The organism is Streptomyces sp. NBC_01320 (assembly GCF_035974375.1).
In the GTDB taxonomy this organism is placed as follows: domain Bacteria; phylum Actinomycetota; class Actinomycetes; order Streptomycetales; family Streptomycetaceae; genus Streptomyces; species Streptomyces yanii.
Window position 1 is genome coordinate 464,899 of sequence record NZ_CP108390.1, and the last position, 16,593, is coordinate 481,491.

Sequence of the window (16,593 nt, forward strand, 5' to 3'; positions counted from 1 at the left end):
CCTCCGGGGCTTGGTGTCTTGTCCGGGCCGTGCCCGGAGCTCACATACGGGGATCCAGGAGTTTTTTGGGCGTGATCGGGAGGTCCCGCACCCGCCGCCCTGTCGCGTCGAACACCGCGTTGGCGACGGCCGCTGCGATACCCGTGGCGGACAGCTCCCCGATTCCCTTGGCGCCGAGCGGCCCGGCATGCGGATCGAACTCGTCGACGAAGGACATGTCGATATGGGATGGGATGTCGGCGTTCACCGGTAGGGGCACCCCGGCGAGGTCCTGAGACAGCCAGTGGCCCAGGTTCGGCTCGAAGTGGCTGGCCTCCATGGCTGCCATGCCCCAGCCCCACACCAGTCCGCCGATCAACTGGGAGCGGGCGGTGCGCTCGTTGACGACCGCGCCGACGCTGTAGACACCGGTCGCGCGGCGCAGCCGCAGCAGGCCGAGGTCCGGGTCGACACCTACCTCGATGAACATGGCGCCGAAGGTGCGCAAGGAGACACCAGGCGCTCCCGCGTCGGCGGATGCGCCGCCGGGCAGCACCATCTCGCCGTTGCCGACCACCTCGTCGAACTCAGCCGCGCGCAGGATGTCGGCGTATGGCCGACGCTGGTCGCGCCAGGTGAGGGCGCCGGAGTCGGCGCGCACCTCATCGGTCGGCCAGGACATCACGTCGGCGAGCTGGCGCAGGACGTCGTTGGCGGCCAGGTGGACAGCGGTGCCCATGGCGATCGTGGTGCCCGACCCGTAGGTAGGACCGGCGTACGGCAGGTCCGTGTCGCCTGAGATCCCCTTGACGGAACTGATGTCGATGCCGAGGGTCTCCGCGGCGATCTGCGGGAAGATCGTGGTGGAGCCCGCGCCGATGTCTGTGTAGCCGGCCTCGACCTTTGCGGTGCCGTCGCCCCGCATCCGCACCCGGGCGTTGGAGGTGAACCGGAACTGGCCCTGCGTGCAGTCGGCCATGCCGCAACCGATGAGCCAGTGCCCGTCGCGGGTGCCGCCCTTGGGCCGGTCCCACCAGCCGAAGCGGCGGGCACCCTCCTCGTACGCTTCCCTGAGCTTCTTCGAGGACCAGGGCGTGCCGTCGGCGGGGTAGCTCTCGGCGTAGTTGACCAGACGCAGCGTCAGCGGGTCCATGGACAGGGTGTGGGCCAGTTCGTCCATCGCGGAGCCGAGCGCCCAGGTGCCGGGGCCGTCGATGGGGGAACGCATGAACGACGACAGGTTGATGTGGCCGCGCCGCACCCGCTGGCTGGTGGAGATGTTCGGGGAGGCGTACAGCGCTTTGGAGGGCACGGAGCCGAACTCGACATAGTCGTCGGTGATGGCGGTGACGTTGTCGACTTCGTGGACGACCGCCTGGAGTTCGCCGCTTTCGTTGGCGCCCAGGGAGACGCGGTGCTCCATCAGCGGCTGGTAGCCGACGATGCTGTACATGTCCTGGCGGGTGAGCACCAGCTTCACCGGCCGGCCGACGGCCCTGGCGGCCTGGGCGGCGAGGATCTCGTGCGGCCAGATGAACGCCTTGGTACCGAAGCCGCCGCCGGTGTGCTGAGCGATCACCCGCACCTTGTCGGAGGCGATGCCGAAGGTCGCGGCCAGGGCGTCTCGCACCGCGTACACGTGCTGGACGGAGTCGTGGACTGTCAGCCGGCCGTCGTGCCACTCGGCGACGATTGCGCTCGGTTCCATCGGGTTGCCGTGCCGGGACGGCTGTGTGTAGGTGCCGGCCGCGCGCACGGGCGCCTCCGCGAACGCGCCGGCCGCGTCGCCCTTACGGAACTCCAGTGCGTCGAGCATGCCGTAGCCGCTCTCCGGCGATGGCGGTACGGCCACGGCCGTGTCTGGGTTGATGAATGGTTCCCGCTCGTACGACACCCGTACCCGCGCCGCCGCGCCCTCTGCCGCTTCCAGGGAATCGGCCAGGACCATGGCCACCGGTTGGCCCCAGTAGTTGACGACATCCCCCTGCATAGGGAGGAAACGGGTCGCGAGCGGAGGGCTCGGCAGGGCGGCGAACGCCTTGTCGACGGTGGGCAGCTCGGTCAGCACGTGGACGACGCCCGGCTCCCGCTGCGCCGCCTCGACGGCGTAGCCGGCGACCCGGCCTGTGGTGATCGTCGCGCCGACCAGGACCGCATACAGCTGGTCGGCGGCGTTGTAGTCGGCCGCGTACATCGCTGCTCCAGTGACCTTGGCGGGGCCGTCCTGCCTGGTCACGCCACGCATGCCGGTCATCCTGCCTCCAGGGCCAGTTCGAGGGCGCGCAGTGCGGTGTTGCGGGCGAGAGGGATCTTGTACGCGTTCGAGGACAGCGGGCGGCTGGCCGAGAATCCGGAGGTCACGGCGTCCATCACCTCGGGGCTACCGGGGCGCAGGCCGACCAGTGCCTGTTCTGCGTCGTACAGGCGCCAGGGACGCAGCGCCACGGAGCCGAGGGCCAGCCGTGCGCGGGAGATCACGCCGTCCTGGACCTCGACGACGGCGGCGGCCGACACGAGGGCGAACTCGTAGCTCTGGCGTTCGCGCACCTTGACGTACGCCGACTTGGGCGCGGGCGCGCCGATCTCAATGCCGGTGATCAGCTCGCTGGGGCGCAGCACGTTGTGCGCCGACGGGTCCTCGGCAGGCAGGGTGTGAAACTCGGTCGCCGGAATCCTGCGTCCGCCGTCCACGTGCTCGGTGATGATCTCCGCGTCCAGGCAGGCGAGAGCGACGGCGGGGTCCGAGGGCTGTACGGCCACGCAGTCCTCGGTCCATCCGAAGATGGCCAGCCGCTCGTTCGCGCCATGCAGAGCCGCGCAACCGGAGCCGGGGACACGCTTGTTGCAGGCCACCGGGCCGTTGGAGCGGAAGTAGGGACACCGGGTGCGCTGCACCGGGTTGCCGCCGATGGTGGCCAGGTTGCGCAGCTGCGCGGAGGCCGCCCTGAGGATGGACTGGGAGAGCACCGGGTACGAAGTCTCGACGCGCGGGTCCTGGGCCACGTCATTGAGCCGGGCCAGCGCGCCGATGTGCAGGCCGTCGCCGGTGGAGGTGATCTCGTGCAGCCGGGGCAGGCGGCCGATGTCGACCAGGTGGCTCGGCGACTCGATGCCGATCCGCGCCCAGTTGAGCAGTTCGGTGCCGCCGGCGAGGAACATGGTGTCCTCGGTACGCGCGCTGTCCAGGGCGCTGGGCAGGGACTCGGCTCGTACGTAGGTGAACGGGTGCATGTCACCGCCCCTTTCCGGCTGCTGCCTCGACGGCGGCGGCGATCTGCGGGTATGCGGAACAGCGGCAGATGTTCCCGCTCATCCATTCACGGATCTCATCGTTCGATCCGGTATGGCCCTCCTGAATACAGCCGACGGCCGACATGATCTGACCAGGTGTGCAGAACCCGCACTGGAGGGCGTCCGCGTCGATGAATGCCTGCTGGACGGGGTGCAGTTCGCCGTCCCGGGCGAGTCCTTCGACGGTTGTCACCTCGGAGCCGTCGGTGCTTGCAGCCAGCACCATGCAGGCGTTGACCCGGCGCCCGTCGAGGTGGACGGTGCAGGCACCGCACTCGCCCCGGTTGCATCCCTTTTTCGCCCCGGTCAACCGAAGCCGCTCGCGGAGAAGATCGAGGAGGGTCGTGCGCGCATCGCACGTCACCTGCGTGGTCGTCCCGTTGACCTGCAAGGTGAGTGTCGTTTCCGGGATGAGACTCTCATTCGGCATTGCATCGCTCCTGGGGAGGGCAGCAGATCTTAGGAAGGAAGCATTTTTCGCAACGAATGAGCAATATGCGCATATTATGACGGACTCGGATGCCGGTGACTCGCTGCCTTGCTGACATGTGGTGGTGTTTCGGCTGACGTGAGAGGACCGTTCTGCGGTTTCGCTGCTGCCACGAAGCCAGCAGACCGCAGCCCGGCCGTCGCGGCCCAGTAGTCACGGGTCCCGGACCGCTGCCCCTGACTTGACCGTACGCACCGGCGACAGTCGCAGGCCGCTCTACGGGGCCTTCGGTGAGGTGCCGACGCGCCCCGAGCTGGAGCGGTTCTTCTTCCTGGATGACGACGACCGCGACCTGATTGTGCTGCGACGGTCCGACGGGCACCGCCTGGAGGTGGCGGCGCAGATCGGCACCGTCCGCTACATCGGCACGTTGTCCCGGGTGCCGGTGAACCGGTTGAACACGCCGGCTCGGTACGGGCAGCTGAGCAAGGCGCAGACGATCGAGCGGGCGCCGGAGCCGCGGAAGACGGCGCTGCTGACGGCGGTGGTGCGCAATCGGGAGGCCCAGGCGGTCGAGGACGCGTTGGACCTGTTCGTGCTGCTGATGGCCACTCAGCCGACCGCCCGGCGCGGCGGGCGTCGGACAAGGAGCGCCTGGCGGTGCTGCCGCAGCTGGAGAAGGCAGCCCGCATCCTGGCGAAGGCGTCGAAGATCCTCGCCGAGGAGCTGGACCTGGTCGCCGAGCATGACGCGAACCTGGATGTCGCGGCGCTGTGGGCGGCGGTGGAGGAGGCCGTGCCGCGCGAGGCCGTGTCCGGCTCGGTGGCTTGGGTCGAGGCCCTGGTACCGGAGGACGACGGGTCGGCCGAGGCGGCGATGCGCGAGGAGCTGGCCCTGCGCTACAACACCGTGCGCCCGTTCGTGTCGCTGTTGGACGAGTCGAATGCGCTGGGCGCCGCCCTGGGCGGCAAGCGCATCCTGAAGGCGGTCCGCCGGCTCCCTGCGCTGTCGCGACGGCGGGTCAAGGAGCACGTTACGCCGAGAGCATCGCGGCAGGAGGCGCCGACGAGCCGCAGGGCGGGGCGCGGCGGAGCGAACTCTCCGAGTTGAGGTGCCGTTGACGAACGGCGAACCAATCGGCATGTGGCTGAACGCGATACTCAGACCGTGTCCTCCATGGCTATGGGCCGTTTTGAGGTGAGAGAACAGCCGGTCGCGAATGTTGGGGTGTACATGATGTCCATTTCCCCTCATCGGGAGCTGATTCGTGTCGGTGTCGTAGGGCTGAGCGCGAGCGGTGGTTGGGCGGCGACCGCGCATGTGCCGGCGCTGGCCGGGCTCGACGGATACGAGTTGCGGGCGCTGAGCGCCAGCAGCGCCGAGTCGGCGCGTGCGGCCGGCGAGAAGTATGCGGTGCCGCTCGCCTTCGGCAGCACAGAGGAGCTCGCCCGCAGTGAGGAGGTCGATCTCGTGGTGGTGACGGTGAAGGTTCCGCATCACCTGGAGCTCATCCGACCCGCGCTGGAAGCGGGGAAGACGGTGTTCAGCGAATGGCCGCTCGGTGCCGACCTCGCGCAGGCCGAGGAACTTGCCGACCTCGCGCATCGCAGGGGCGTGCTCACGGCTGTCGGCCTGCAGGCCCGGTCGGCTCCGCCGCTTCGGTATCTGCGCGACTTGGTCGCCGACGGCTACGCGGGGCGGGTGCTGTCGACCAGCATGCTCGGATCGGGCTGGATCGGGGGCGCCACTTACGACGACAGCCATGCATACGTGCTGGACGTCACGAGCGGCGCCACGCTGATGTCGATCCCCTTCGGGCACTCGGTCGACGCGCTGACCATGGTGCTCGGGGAGTTCCGCGAGGTGTCGGCTCACATCGAGAACCTGCGCCCGGAGGTCACCCACGTCACGAGCGGGGCGGTCGCGGCCAAGAGCGCAGAGGACCAGATCGCCGTCACCGGTGTGCTGGAGTCGGGGGCCGTGGCCACGATGCACATCCGCGGTGGGACGTCACGCGCCACCGCGTTTCATTGGGAGATCAACGGCACCCAGGGCGATCTCGTCGTCAAGGCCGACCAGGCTCTGTGGTTCCAGGGGCGGCTGCGGCTGTACGGCGCCCGAGGAGAGGACGGCGCCTTGGCCGAACTCCCGGTTCCCGCCCGCTATCAGCGGTCGCTGACACAATGGACCGAGCGATCCGCCGAGCCCGCCTGCAACGTCGCCCACGAGTACGCGCTTCTGCGCGACCAGATCACCGGGAGCCTCGCGCCGGACGAGGACGGCGTTCCCGACTTCCGGCACGCCGTCCGGCGACACCGCATGCTGGAGCGGATCCGAGAGGCGGCGCGCACGGGCCGAAAGGTCACACTCACAGAGCAAGGCGCGTAGACCCCGAAGCGAGTCAGGTCGTGAGCTCGACTGTTTCGCCCTCGGCGAGGATGCGGTAGGCCGTGGCGACCGAGGGGTGAGCAACTGTTGGCTTTCGAGGCCGTTCGAGTGTGCGTAACTAAGTTTGGTGAGTGCGTTGTTCAGGGTGTGAATCTGACGGAGTGGGCGAGGGTGCAGGGTGTGCATCCGCAGACGGCGTATCGCTGGTTTCGTGAGGGCACGTTGCCGGTGCCGGCTCAGCGGGTCGGGCCTCGGACGATTCTGGTAAATGTGGAGGCCGTTGCGGTGCCTGGAACGGTCGGCGGTGTCGGGTTGTGTGCCTGTGTCTCCTCGCGCGACCAGACGGGTGATCTCCAGCGCCAGGTGGCTCGGCTGTCGCGGTGGGCCGCGCAGTCGGGTCACCGGGTGGTGCGGGTGGAGTCCGAGATCGGGTCAGGTATGAATGGTTCCCGCGTCAGGGCCCGGCGTTTGCTGGCCGACCCGGACGTGACCACCGTGGTGGTCGAACACCGTGACCGGCTCGGCCGAATGAACACCGAGCTTGTCGAAGCGGCACTCGAAGCCGCGGACCGGCGTCTGGTTGTGCTGGATGACGGGGAGCTCGAAGACGACTTGGTGCGGGACATGGTGGAGGTGCTGACCTCGTTCTGTGCCCGCCTGTACGGGCGCCGTTCGGCGAAGAACCGGGCGAGGAAAGCCTTGGAAGCTGCCGAGCATGGCTGAGTCGAAGAACCAATTGCGCACCATCGCCCCGCCGTTCGTCGCCGTCGGACCCACAGGTGTGGCAATACGTGACCGGCTGGGGCACCTCACATCCCAGGACGGGAGAGTCCTCCGCGCGGTCGGTGAGCACCAAGGCCGTCTGTGTTCGCGTGATCTCAAGGAACGCTGTGCGGACGGCCACGATCACAGCGCTCGGACGTGGGCCACGCGTAAGCGGGACCTGACGCCGCTGTCGTCGTCGCGGATCGCGGGTGCGATCACCAAGGCCACACACGATCAGTGGGCGCTCGCACGCCGTTGCCAGGCAGCACACATCCAGACACTGGAAGCCGGGATCAGAACGCTGCGGCACCGCCTGTCCCTCCCGGTCGGGGCGCCCGGAACGAAGCGGGTCGCGGGCGGCTACCGCTCCCGGAGTGAGTGGTTCCACAAGTCCCGCCGTCTCGCGATGCTGGAAGATCGGCATGCTGCTGCTGTCGCCGAGTGGCAGGCCGGACGGGTTCGTGTGGTGCGGGGCGGCAAACGTCTCCTCAACACCCGCCACCACCTCACCCAGGCCCAGCTCACCGAAGACCAGTGGCGGGAACGCTGGGAGGCGGAGCGCTGGTTCATCGCTGCGGACGGTGAGTCGGGAAAGGGGTTCGGGAACGAGACGATCCGCGTCACCCCGGACGGCGAAGTCAGCATCAGGCTGCCTGCCCCGCTCGCGCACCTGGCCAACGCCGGGCACGGCCGCTACGTCCTCACCTCCACTGTGGCGTTCGCGCACCGGGGCGCGGAGTGGGCCGACCGCATCGCCGCGAACCGGGCCGTCGCCTACCGCATCCACCTCGATACGGAGCGCGGCCGCTGGTACCTCACCGCATCCTGGCAACGCCCCGTCGTGAAGACCATCCCGCTGGCCACCGCCCGCGCCCGGGGCATGATCGGCGTCGACACCAACGCCGACCACTTCGCCGCCTACCACCTGGACCGGCACGGCAATCCAGCCGGTGACCCGCGCCGCTTCCCTTACGACCTGTCCGGGACCGCCAGTCACCGCGACGCGCAGATCCGCCACGCCCTCACTCGGCTCATCCACTGGGCCAAGCGAGTCGGTGTCGCCGCGATCGGCATCGAAGACCTCGACTTCACCACCGAGAAGACCCGCGAGAAACACGGCCGCAGGAAACGGTTCCGGCAGCTCATCTCCGGCATCCCGACCGGGAAACTCAAGGCCCGGCTGGTGTCAATGGCCGCCGAACACGGCCTGAGCATTGTCGCGGTCGACCCGGCCTACACCACTTTGTGGGGTGGTCAGCACTGGCAGAAGCCGCTGGCCACCGCGCATCGAAAGATGTCCCGTCACGATGCCGCGGGCATCGCGATCGGACGACGCGCCCTCGGGCACCCGATCCGGGATGGGGTATCCCCTGCTCGAACGTAGTTGAGAGCTTGGGGAAGGACGGCACCGCCCCCGCACGACCGGAGCGATCGTGCAGGGCATCGGACCGTCCAGACCGATCAAGGTGACCGGGGGCGTGAGGGAACCCGCCCACCCACAACGGACCGGCCCCCTGGAGGGCCGTCGCCGAGCGGGAAGCGAACGCGGGAACCCAGTGCATCCAAAACCGTTCGGGATGCGCCCAGTACGCAGCAGTGGGTCCAGGACTCACTCATGCACACTGGCCAGGAACGGTGCTTGCCCTGGTTCTTGCCCGAGGTGATGACGAGCTGTACCTGGGCCTGGAGGTGTTCGCGAAGGTCGGCTTGTTCAGGCGTGAGTGAGTCCTCGGAGCGATGACCTCAGGTGAGAGGCCGGACCCGACCGCGCGGGCAGGACACCCACCTGCGAGGCCCCCCAGAGTGGACCTCGGCGACGGCACCACGCTGCCGGCCGACGTCGTCCTGGCCCTCGGCGCCGCGCCCGCGACCGGCTGGCTGGAAGGTTCGGGCCTGCGCCTGGAAGACGGAGTGGAGTGCGACGCGTATTGCCGGGCGGCACCCCGGATCTACGCCGCCGGCGACGTCGCCTCCTGGCCCAGTGCACACTTCGGCACCCGCATGCGGCTGGAGCACCGGATGAACGCCACCGAACAGGCCATGGCCGCGGCCGGCAACCTGCTCGGCGACGCAACTCCGTTCGCTCCCGTGCCCTACTTCTGGACCGACCAGTACGACATCAGGATCCAGGCGTACGGGATCTTCCCGCCGGACGCGGAGATGCAGATCGTCTACGGCGACCCGTCGGACGGCCACTTCGCCGCCGCCTACGGTCACCACGGGAGGGTGGTCGGCGTACTCGGCTGGAACGCCCCGCGCCAGGTACGCACGCTGCGCCGCCTGGTCGTCGAACGCGCATCGTGGGCCGCCTTCGCGGCCACACCCGCACTCAGCCCGGCAACCCTGAACTGACCCGCAAGCCGAGGTTCAGCAGGAGAGCGAGCCGATCGAGAGCAGTGGTGATCTGGCTCGTCCAGGCCCAGTGGCGGGCGAGGCCGATGATTGGCCAGCAGGTCGAGCGCGATCTGCACGGCACTGCCCAGACCTTGTTCTGGGCAGTGCCACGTGCGGGGGCAGGTTGCGCAGTCCCGTCGCGCGGGCGGCCAGGATCCGGTTCTAGGGGTGACGATGCTCGTGTTCCGCGATCGGTACCGGGACTGGCAGTCAGCCGCGGTCCCGGAGGCTGGCTTCTTCGAGGTCGAGTTCCCGCAGGATCCGACGCCGGGTGGCGTTGCTGATCTTGTTCGCTTCGTAGAGGCGCTGGAGCTCGGCCGCCTCAACGGCGATGAGTGTCCGACGTATCTCTCGGTAGGCATCGACAGGACGGGCGTCCGGGTCGCTGTAGTGGGCATCTTCAACCTGGTGGATACGCGCTTCCAAATGGCGACGGGCCTGCTTCAGGGCGGCATCGGCGGCTGCACCCAGATCCGCGAGCTGATCCAGATCGCCAAGCTGTTTGAGCTCTTCGAGAGCGGCCTCTGCAAGGTGTCGGCGGGTCCGGGCCTCCTCGCGCGCGGAGTGCTCTGGCTCCAGAGCGATGCCGGAGAGGCGGACGACAGGGGCGAGGGTGAACCCCTGGAAGATGAGAGTGAGCGCGACGGCCCCGGTGGTGAGCACGAGAATGAGGGCCCGGTGCGGCAGCGGCGCCCCTGTGTGGGTGGCCAGGGGGATGGAGAGTGCGGCGGCCAGCGGCATGACGCCTCGGGTGCCTGCCCAGGACAAGACGGCTGGAACGCGCCAGGAGAGGCGACCGTCACCCTCCCTGCGCCGGTATTGGATCAGGGCGGACAGCGGGAAGATCCACAGCAGGCGGATAGCCAGCAGAGCGAAGACGATCACCGGGACCCACAGCGGCCAGCCATGCTCGTCGTGCGCGAGCTGGCGGACCGCGGAGGGGAGCTCGAGGCCGATGAGAGCGAAGACAACGCTCTCCAGCAGGAAGGTCACGGTGTCGTAGACGGCGTGGACCTGGAGGCGGATGGGGGCGTTGCTGAGCTTGTGGCCGGCGCTGCCGAGGACGACCCCGGACACGATGACGGCAGTCACGCCGGAGGTATGCGAATCCTCCGCGATGACGTACGAGGCGTACGGAGTGACCAACGCGATGACGGTCTCCAGCACGGGGTCCTCGGTCCGTCTGCGGATGAGGGTCACCACTCCGGCGACGACTGCGCCGATGAGGGCTCCTCCGCCTGCAAGGATCAGGAACTGCTCGACGGTTCCGGACACGGTGAGGGCGCTGCCGGAAACCGCGGTGGCCACGGCGACCTTGTACAGGACCAGGGACGTGGCATCGTTGAACAGGCTTTCCGCCTGCACCATCACCTGCACGCGCGGTGGGAGAGACAGGCGCCGGCCGAGCGCGGAAACGGCCACGGGGTCGGTGCTGGCCAGGACAGAGCCGAGGATGAACGCGGTTGCGGCGGTGAGCGGTGTGATCGCTTGGGCGACGTACCCGACAGCGATGGCCGACGCGAGGACCAGCCCGAAGACCAGGCCGGTCACAGGCCGCCACACGGTGCGCAGGTCGCGGACAGAGATTTCCCCGGCCGCGGCGAAGAGCAGTGGCGGCAGCACCAGCACGTTGATCACATGAGGCGGCAGGCGAACCTCGGGAACCCAGGGCATCAACCCAACGATCAGACCGGCTATCACCAGGAGCGAAGGGGCGGGCATGCTCCAGCGCCGAGCACCGGTCGTCACGGCTGTGGCCAGGACCACGAGCAGCAGGATGACGGTCAGGCCGGTCACGGAACGCCCCCAGTGGGCTACGACTTGCTCCCTCTCTGACCAGGTGCTTTATCAACGTAACCGACCTCGAGCGGTGATGCAGCCGACATGCAGCCGCGACCGTCCAGAGCGCGGCAGTCGTTCCGGCGGCGCACCCGCCCCTGGTTCAGGCCCCGCTTTGAGGGGCCCGGAACTGTGACCCGTCCGCGGCGCGGTCGTCCAGGACCAGGAGGCCCGCGCAGCGCAGTTCGGTCAGCGCGGCGGAGTCGGGCGCGAGCGCGTCGACGACCTCACGGGTCCTGAAACCGACCAGTACTTTCGAATGCCCTGGTAGAGCACCCGCTCTCGGTGGGGCATGTCAGATCCTTTCGGAGCTGAACCGGTCATCCGATGATGCGCGACATTCACCTATCCCGGTCCTCGGGGCACCGGAAGGGATACGCGGCTGGCGTCGGATGGGCGGTGATCCTGCGAGTCTCCGTGAACGTCTCGAACCGGCTCTTCGAGGCTGCCGTCAGTCAGACTGAAATCCCGACGAAGGTGCCCACGAAGTGGAGTTCCGGTCGTGGCGGGTCCCGGTGCTCGGTTCAGGCGTTTGCTTCGACGTATGACGCCAGGTTGGCCAATGAGGAGGCGATCCCGGCTTCATGGGCCGCCTGGTTGATGCCTGGTGGCACGTCCGCCGCGGTGACCGTCACCTCGGTTCCCTCGCTGGAGGGGGCGAAGTCCCAGGTCATCGTCATGGTGCCCGCGTATGCGGGGTCGTCGGCCTCGAACACCGCCTGTTGCACTACACGCTCCGGTGGTACCAGCTGGGTGAATCTGACGTCGACGATGTCCTCCGCCGCCGAGGTCTTGCCGGGGCTGTCTGCGGGGTCGAGGTAAGTGAGGACCATCCGGAACCCACCACCGGGCCGGGGGTCCCACCGCTCGATGTGCCCGCGCATGCCGTCGGGCGGGAGCCATGCCTCGATGGCCTCCCGGTCGAGGAGGGCTCCGTAGACGGTCGCTGGTGGTGCCGCGAGAACCCGGCTGGCACGGTCAGTCCTGGCCATGGCGCGAGTCTATGGCCAGGAAGGGCCTTCTGCGTGCTCCACGGCGAGGGCGGCGTAGGTGCGCGCTCGCAACCGGATGACTGTCTCGATGCGCACAGAGGTGACCACGACCGCTTCGATAGGCGGTGTGGTGCTGGTGCCCTCGCTCGGTGCCAGAACCGTGGTCGACTATCGGGCGCGGCGGGTGAGGTGAGCGGCGTGGCGGGCTTCATGGTTATCCCTTGAAGACGGCGTACGCCGCCGGCCGGAAGCTCATCCCCCGCACCTCCCACCGGACCCTGTCCAACGTCCAAGATCCGCCGCATCGCTATGAGCGCAGAGTGGAGCCAGATCAACTTCTCATGCCCTGGAGCCACTTCCATTCCGTGCGGTGGAGCCCGAAGGAGGTTCTGGCACACATTCCGTGAAAGATCTTGCTGGTTCTCGCCAGCAGGAGGCGCGCGCGTCATGTGAGCTGCGCGGACCACGCGTCACCGGGGTCCGGTGAGGCCGGACTCGAGATCGCTCACGGAACGTGTGCCAGAACCCCAAAGAAGTGCTTACGAACACGCTGCGCGTCACCAGCATGGGTCACGAGCTGCGGGTCCGTTAGTTGAAGGGAACGGCGTCCGTCGGGGTCGTGTGCCAGTTGGTGACGATCGGGTGATCGACAGTGATGGTGCCGACCGGCAGGGAAACCGGGTTGGGGTCGTCGTCACCGACGGCGACGATGATGCTGTCCAGTTCCTTGCCACCGTTTGCGTTGGTGGTCTTCGGGTTCACCCCGGCGTAGGCGGTGGTGCTCCCGCTCAGCTTGATCTGCTTGCCGGAGGTCTGCTCCGCGGGACCCGCCTCGGTGCCGTCGGATCCGAACGCCACGGTCGGAAGCGCGGCGGGCAGGTAGCAGGTGATCCCCGACTTCGCCTTCGCGATGATCAGGATGTATCCGCCGGCCTGGGTCTCGGACCTGGTGCTCCAGGAGATGTCGTTGGCGCCGCAGCTCTGCCCGACCGGCTCCCGCTCGCCGTTGCCGGTGTCGGCGCCGGACCCGTCCGCAGTTCCCTTGCCCGTCGCGTCGGAGCCCTTGCCGGTGCCCTGGTTGCTGCCCGCGGTCGACGAGCCGGACGGGGTGACCGCGTTGCCGGCCGGAGTGGGGGACGAAGAACCCTGCGCAGCGCCGGTGTCCGTGGCCGCGTCCGAATCCTGGCACGCCGTCATCAGCATGGCGCCGCCGACGAGGACTGCGGAGACGAGAAAGGTCTTGCGACCGTTGCCGGACATGAAATCCCCTTGGTAATCAGTGGTTGAGGCCGAAGCGGTTTCGGCTTCTTGGTGCTTGCTTGATCACTATGAGGGGGTTGGGAGCCGAGGAGACCCGGCGTCTTCGTTCCAGGACATCGCTGTCGCAGACCGGTGACATGATCACGAAGTGGAAGAACCGGGGTCAGTCCAGTGCGGCCCGTTCGGTGGTCCTGGTGACAACACGCCTGCCTTGGTGACAACTATCGTGCTTCGGCTCAATTCTTTTACCTGGGCACTTCAGTTGGCGAGTTGAGTGTTGTGGTCGGCGAGCGAGCTGATGTCGTCCCCGGCACGGGGGCTCTCGCCGCCCGAATCGACCGAGACGCCACAGCCCCACCCACCCGGGGTCATGGCGGATGAGCAGACAGGGCTCACGTGTCGGGGTGTCGTTGAGGCTCCGCGTCAGGACGGGCCGAGGACGCAGAACTCGTGGCCCTCCGGGTCGGCCAGGCACGTCCACGGGACGTCGCCCTGGCCGAGGTCGAGGTCGGTGGCGCCGAGGGCCCGCAGCCGGGCCACCTCCACTGCTTTGTCGTCACCGGGGTACGGCAGCAGGTCAAGATGGACGCGGTCCGGCACGGTCTTCACGCCGGGGGTGCGGAGGAACTCGAGATACGGGCCGACACCCTTGGCGGAGCGCCATACCGCATGATCGTCAGTCACCTCGTGCAGAGTCCAGTCCATCGCCTCACCCCAGAACCGGGCCATGGCCCGCGGATCCACGCAGTCGACCACCACCGCGGCGATCGGCCCGGTGTCCCGGTAGATCTCCCGAGGCTCCAGCACGCAGAACTCGTTACCCTCCGGGTCGGCGAGGACCGTCCACGGCACGTCGCCCTGGCCCACGTGGGCGGGCGTCGCACCGAGAGCCTGAAGGCGCGCGACCAACTCCGCCTGATGGGCCGCAGAGGTGGTGGCGAGATCGAGGTGCACACGGTTCTTTGTTGTCGTCTTGGCTTCCGGGACGGCAACGACGTCGACGCAGACGGCCACCGGGTCCGGCCAAACGAAGCCGCCGCCGGGTTCAACGTTGGTCACGCCGGGTCCCTCGCTGGAAACACTCCAGCCGAGCGCCTCCGCCCAGAACCGGCCGACCGCCGAGTCATCAAGAGCCTTTATGTTCACCTGAACAGGTCGCAGTGCCATGCCGGCGATCCTATGCACCCGGTCTGCAACGACGCAGGAACCGTCGCCAAACAGAGATCAACTCTCTGACCAGCGCAGTGACTCCTCCCCCACCCGAAGGTGGGGGTTTCTCGCTGTGCCGGTTGGGCTTCGCGACGGACCAGCCCGGCCCGTAGAACGTTCAGGGCGCCCACCGTTTCCGCGTGTGCCTGGTGGCCGCACGAGACGCAGTGGAACTTGTCCTGGGTGGGCCGGTTCTCCTTGGCGGTGTGCCCGCATACGGGGCACCGCCGGGAGATGTTGCGGGGGTCCACCGTCATCACTTCCCGTCCGGCGCATGCTGCCTTGGCGGTGAGGATCGCCAGGAACACCCCCATCCGGCATCAGCGATCGAGCGGTTCAGCCCGGCCTTGGCCGCGGCCCCGCCGGGCAGGAAACTGCCCGTCGACGTCGCGGCCTGCTTCCGCCACACCGCCGCCCTGACCCTGCACGTCGGCTGACCCCGGCGGGGCGCCGCCGCTCCCTGCGGCGGCGCCCCGCACCCCGGCCGACAGGAGGGCTGCCTGCCATTGGGCGTGTCCGCCGGCCGTACGCCGCACCTTGGAGGGAAGGCTTCACGGATGCACGCCGTACTGCACGCACTGTCGATCACGGGGTCCATGACCTGGGAGATCACCTGGGCCCTGATCCTGGGTTTCGCCCTGTCCGCCGTCGTCCAAGCCGTGGTCCGCAAGTCCACCATCGTCTCTCTGCTCGGCGACGACCGGCCTCGCACCCTCGCCGTCTCCGCGGGCCTGGGCGTGGCGTCCTCGTCCTGCTCCTACGCCGCAGTGGCGCTGGCCCGATCGCTGTTCCGCAAGGGCGCGAACTTCACCGCCGCGATGGCCTTCGAGATCGCCTCCACCAACCTCGTCGTCGAGCTCGGTGTCATCCTGGCGCTGCTGATGGGCTGGCAGTTCACCGCCGCAGAGTTCACCGGCGGCCCCATCATGATCATTGTGCTGGCCGTCCTGTTCCGGCTGTTCCTGCGCACGGGGCTCCTGCGCCAGGCCCGCGAACAGGCCGAGCGGGGCCTTGCCGGGTCGATGGAGGGCCATGCCGCGATGGACATGTCCGTGCAGCGCAACGGCACCTTCACCCGGCGCCTGTTCTCCCGCGAGGGCTTCACCGCCACCAGCCACGTGTTCGTCATGGAATGGGCGGCGATCCTGCGCGACCTGGTCGTCGGTCTGCTCATCGCCGGCGCCATCGCCGCCTGGGTCCCGGACTCGTTCTGGCGCACCTTCTTCTTCGACGGCCACCCGCTCGCCGCCAAACTGTGGGGGCCCATCGTCGGCCCGCTGGTGGCGATCGCCTCGTTCGTGTGCTCCATCGGGAATGTGCCGCTGGCAGTGGTGCTGTGGAAGGGAGGGATCAGCTTCGGCGGCGTGGTGGCGTTCATCTTCGCCGACCTGCTGATCCTGCCGATCCTCAACATCTACCGGAAGTACTACGGCGCGAAGATGGCCGCCTTCCTCCTCGGCACCTTCTACCTCGCGATGGTCATTGCGGGATACATCGTGGAGTTCGCCTTCGGCGGCCTCGGTCTGATCCCCGACCAGGCCGACGCGAAGGTCCCCATGGAAGGCGTCAGCTGGAACTACACCACCTGGCTCAACATTGCCTTCCTCGTCCTCGCAGCCGTGCTCCTGGTGCGGTTCTTGCGGACCGGCGGGCTGACCATGTTGCACATGATGGGCGGCTCTCCCGACACCGGTCGGGGCCACGGCGACCACATGCAGCACTGACGTAGGGCCGTACGGACCGCTCCGGGTGCTGGCGCGGGGCGGTCTTCGCGGGCTTGGTTCGTAAAGTTCCCACTCCAAGTGGCGCTCGCCCGTGCCGTACCGGTCCTGCCTGGAATTCGAGGACGAAAGCGTCGATGGCCTTCTCCAGCGCCGTGGCGGTGTCGTCGTCCAGCACGTTCGTCTCGCGCAGCGTGTCGAGGATGGGTGTGGTGTGGCGGAGGTGGTCGAGCAGCTGGCGCTCGAAGCGCAGGATGCCCTCGACGGCGATCGAATCGAGCTTGCCGTGGGTTCCGGCCCAGGTGACTCCTCCCCGCCCTAAAGG

12 protein-coding genes and 5 pseudogenes are annotated in these 16,593 nt (G+C 68.3%); 8 read left to right on the forward strand and 9 right to left on the reverse strand.

Annotated elements, in window-relative coordinates; genetic code table 11:
* Window positions 1-40: 40 nt before the first annotated feature.
* The 3 genes from OG395_RS02435 to OG395_RS02445 are packed head-to-tail and all read right to left on the reverse strand — an operon-like array spanning window position 41 to window position 3,700.
* Window positions 41-2,233: a xanthine dehydrogenase family protein molybdopterin-binding subunit gene (locus tag OG395_RS02435; RefSeq protein WP_327241380.1), complete on the reverse strand. Its 2,193-nt coding sequence runs from the start codon at window positions 2,231-2,233 to the stop codon at window positions 41-43.
* Window positions 2,230-3,210 (reverse strand): FAD binding domain-containing protein, encoded by a 981-nt coding sequence (locus tag OG395_RS02440; protein WP_327241381.1) that lies wholly within the window; start codon window positions 3,208-3,210, stop codon window positions 2,230-2,232. Before OG395_RS02440 ends, OG395_RS02435 begins: the two co-directional genes overlap by 4 nt.
* A gap of 1 nt (window position 3,211) precedes the next feature.
* Window positions 3,212-3,700, reverse strand: a complete 489-nt coding sequence (locus tag OG395_RS02445; RefSeq protein ID WP_327241382.1) for a (2Fe-2S)-binding protein — start codon at window positions 3,698-3,700, stop codon at window positions 3,212-3,214.
* Window positions 3,701-3,995: 295 nt separating this feature from the next.
* Between OG395_RS02445 and OG395_RS57985 the strand changes: the two are divergent.
* The 6 genes and pseudogenes from OG395_RS57985 to OG395_RS02475 form a co-directional block, all read left to right on the forward strand.
* Window positions 3,996-4,076: pseudogene (locus OG395_RS57985) on the forward strand (hypothetical protein); the annotation flags it as partial.
* Between the two features lie 54 nt (window positions 4,077-4,130).
* Window positions 4,131-4,723, forward strand: a pseudogene (locus OG395_RS57990) (Tn3 family transposase); the annotation flags it as partial.
* A gap of 210 nt (window positions 4,724-4,933) precedes the next feature.
* The gene (locus OG395_RS02460) at window positions 4,934-6,088 is read left to right on the forward strand and encodes a Gfo/Idh/MocA family oxidoreductase (RefSeq protein WP_327241385.1); all 1,155 of its coding nucleotides are present in this window, start codon (window positions 4,934-4,936) and stop codon (window positions 6,086-6,088) included.
* Window positions 6,089-6,235: 147 nt separating this feature from the next.
* The gene (locus OG395_RS02465) at window positions 6,236-6,811 is read left to right on the forward strand and encodes an IS607 family transposase (RefSeq protein ID WP_327249234.1); all 576 of its coding nucleotides are present in this window, start codon (window positions 6,236-6,238) and stop codon (window positions 6,809-6,811) included.
* Window positions 6,804-8,477, forward strand: a pseudogene (locus OG395_RS02470) (IS200/IS605 family accessory protein TnpB-related protein); the annotation flags it as partial. The gene OG395_RS02465 and the pseudogene OG395_RS02470, both read left to right, overlap by 8 nt.
* 179 nt (window positions 8,478-8,656) lie before the next feature.
* Complete coding sequence (locus OG395_RS02475; RefSeq protein ID WP_327241386.1) at window positions 8,657-9,205, forward strand: oxidoreductase C-terminal domain-containing protein; 549 nt, start codon at window positions 8,657-8,659, stop codon at window positions 9,203-9,205.
* Here OG395_RS02475 and OG395_RS57995 read toward each other — a convergent pair.
* From OG395_RS57995 to OG395_RS02500, 6 genes and pseudogenes are all read right to left on the reverse strand, one after another.
* Window positions 9,183-9,409 (reverse strand): annotated as a pseudogene (locus OG395_RS57995) (hypothetical protein); the annotation flags it as partial. The gene OG395_RS02475 and the pseudogene OG395_RS57995 overlap by 23 nt on opposite strands.
* A 48-nt stretch (window positions 9,410-9,457) precedes the next feature.
* Complete coding sequence (locus tag OG395_RS02480; protein WP_327241387.1) at window positions 9,458-11,044, reverse strand: Na+/H+ antiporter; 1,587 nt, start codon at window positions 11,042-11,044, stop codon at window positions 9,458-9,460.
* 566 nt (window positions 11,045-11,610) lie between these two features.
* Window positions 11,611-12,078: an SRPBCC family protein gene (locus OG395_RS02485; RefSeq protein WP_327241388.1), complete on the reverse strand. Its 468-nt coding sequence runs from the start codon at window positions 12,076-12,078 to the stop codon at window positions 11,611-11,613.
* A 588-nt stretch (window positions 12,079-12,666) separates the two neighbouring features.
* Window positions 12,667-13,338 (reverse strand): DUF4232 domain-containing protein, encoded by a 672-nt coding sequence (locus OG395_RS02490; protein WP_327241389.1) that lies wholly within the window; start codon window positions 13,336-13,338, stop codon window positions 12,667-12,669.
* 423 nt (window positions 13,339-13,761) lie between these two features.
* Window positions 13,762-14,505, reverse strand: coding sequence for a VOC family protein (locus tag OG395_RS02495; protein ID WP_327241390.1), 744 nt, complete (start codon window positions 14,503-14,505; stop codon window positions 13,762-13,764).
* Between the two features lie 137 nt (window positions 14,506-14,642).
* Window positions 14,643-14,926 (reverse strand): annotated as a pseudogene (locus OG395_RS02500) (zinc ribbon domain-containing protein); the annotation flags it as partial.
* Window positions 14,927-15,104: 178 nt separating this feature from the next.
* Here OG395_RS02500 and OG395_RS02505 point away from each other — a divergent pair.
* Both OG395_RS02505 and OG395_RS02510 read left to right on the forward strand, forming a co-directional pair.
* Window positions 15,105-16,271: a permease gene (locus tag OG395_RS02505; RefSeq protein WP_327241391.1), complete on the forward strand. Its 1,167-nt coding sequence runs from the start codon at window positions 15,105-15,107 to the stop codon at window positions 16,269-16,271.
* 91 nt (window positions 16,272-16,362) lie between these two features.
* A complete protein-coding gene (locus tag OG395_RS02510) occupies window positions 16,363-16,590 on the forward strand; it encodes a hypothetical protein (RefSeq protein ID WP_327241392.1) in 228 nt (75 codons plus the stop codon).
* Window positions 16,591-16,593: the final 3 nt, after the last annotated feature.

Coding starts and splice junctions, on each gene's coding strand:
- OG395_RS02505 (WP_327241391.1), top strand. CDS start 15,105: ATGCACGCCGTACTGCACGCACTGTCGATCACGGGGTCCATGACCTGG.
- OG395_RS02485 (WP_327241388.1), bottom strand. CDS start 12,078: ATGGCCAGGACTGACCGTGCCAGCCGGGTTCTCGCGGCACCACCAGCG.
- OG395_RS02435 (WP_327241380.1), bottom strand. CDS start 2,233: ATGACCGGCATGCGTGGCGTGACCAGGCAGGACGGCCCCGCCAAGGTC.
- OG395_RS02495 (WP_327241390.1), bottom strand. CDS start 14,505: ATGGCACTGCGACCTGTTCAGGTGAACATAAAGGCTCTTGATGACTCG.
- OG395_RS02490 (WP_327241389.1), bottom strand. CDS start 13,338: ATGTCCGGCAACGGTCGCAAGACCTTTCTCGTCTCCGCAGTCCTCGTC.
- OG395_RS02440 (WP_327241381.1), bottom strand. CDS start 3,210: ATGCACCCGTTCACCTACGTACGAGCCGAGTCCCTGCCCAGCGCCCTG.
- OG395_RS02460 (WP_327241385.1), top strand. CDS start 4,934: ATGATGTCCATTTCCCCTCATCGGGAGCTGATTCGTGTCGGTGTCGTA.
- OG395_RS02445 (WP_327241382.1), bottom strand. CDS start 3,700: ATGCCGAATGAGAGTCTCATCCCGGAAACGACACTCACCTTGCAGGTC.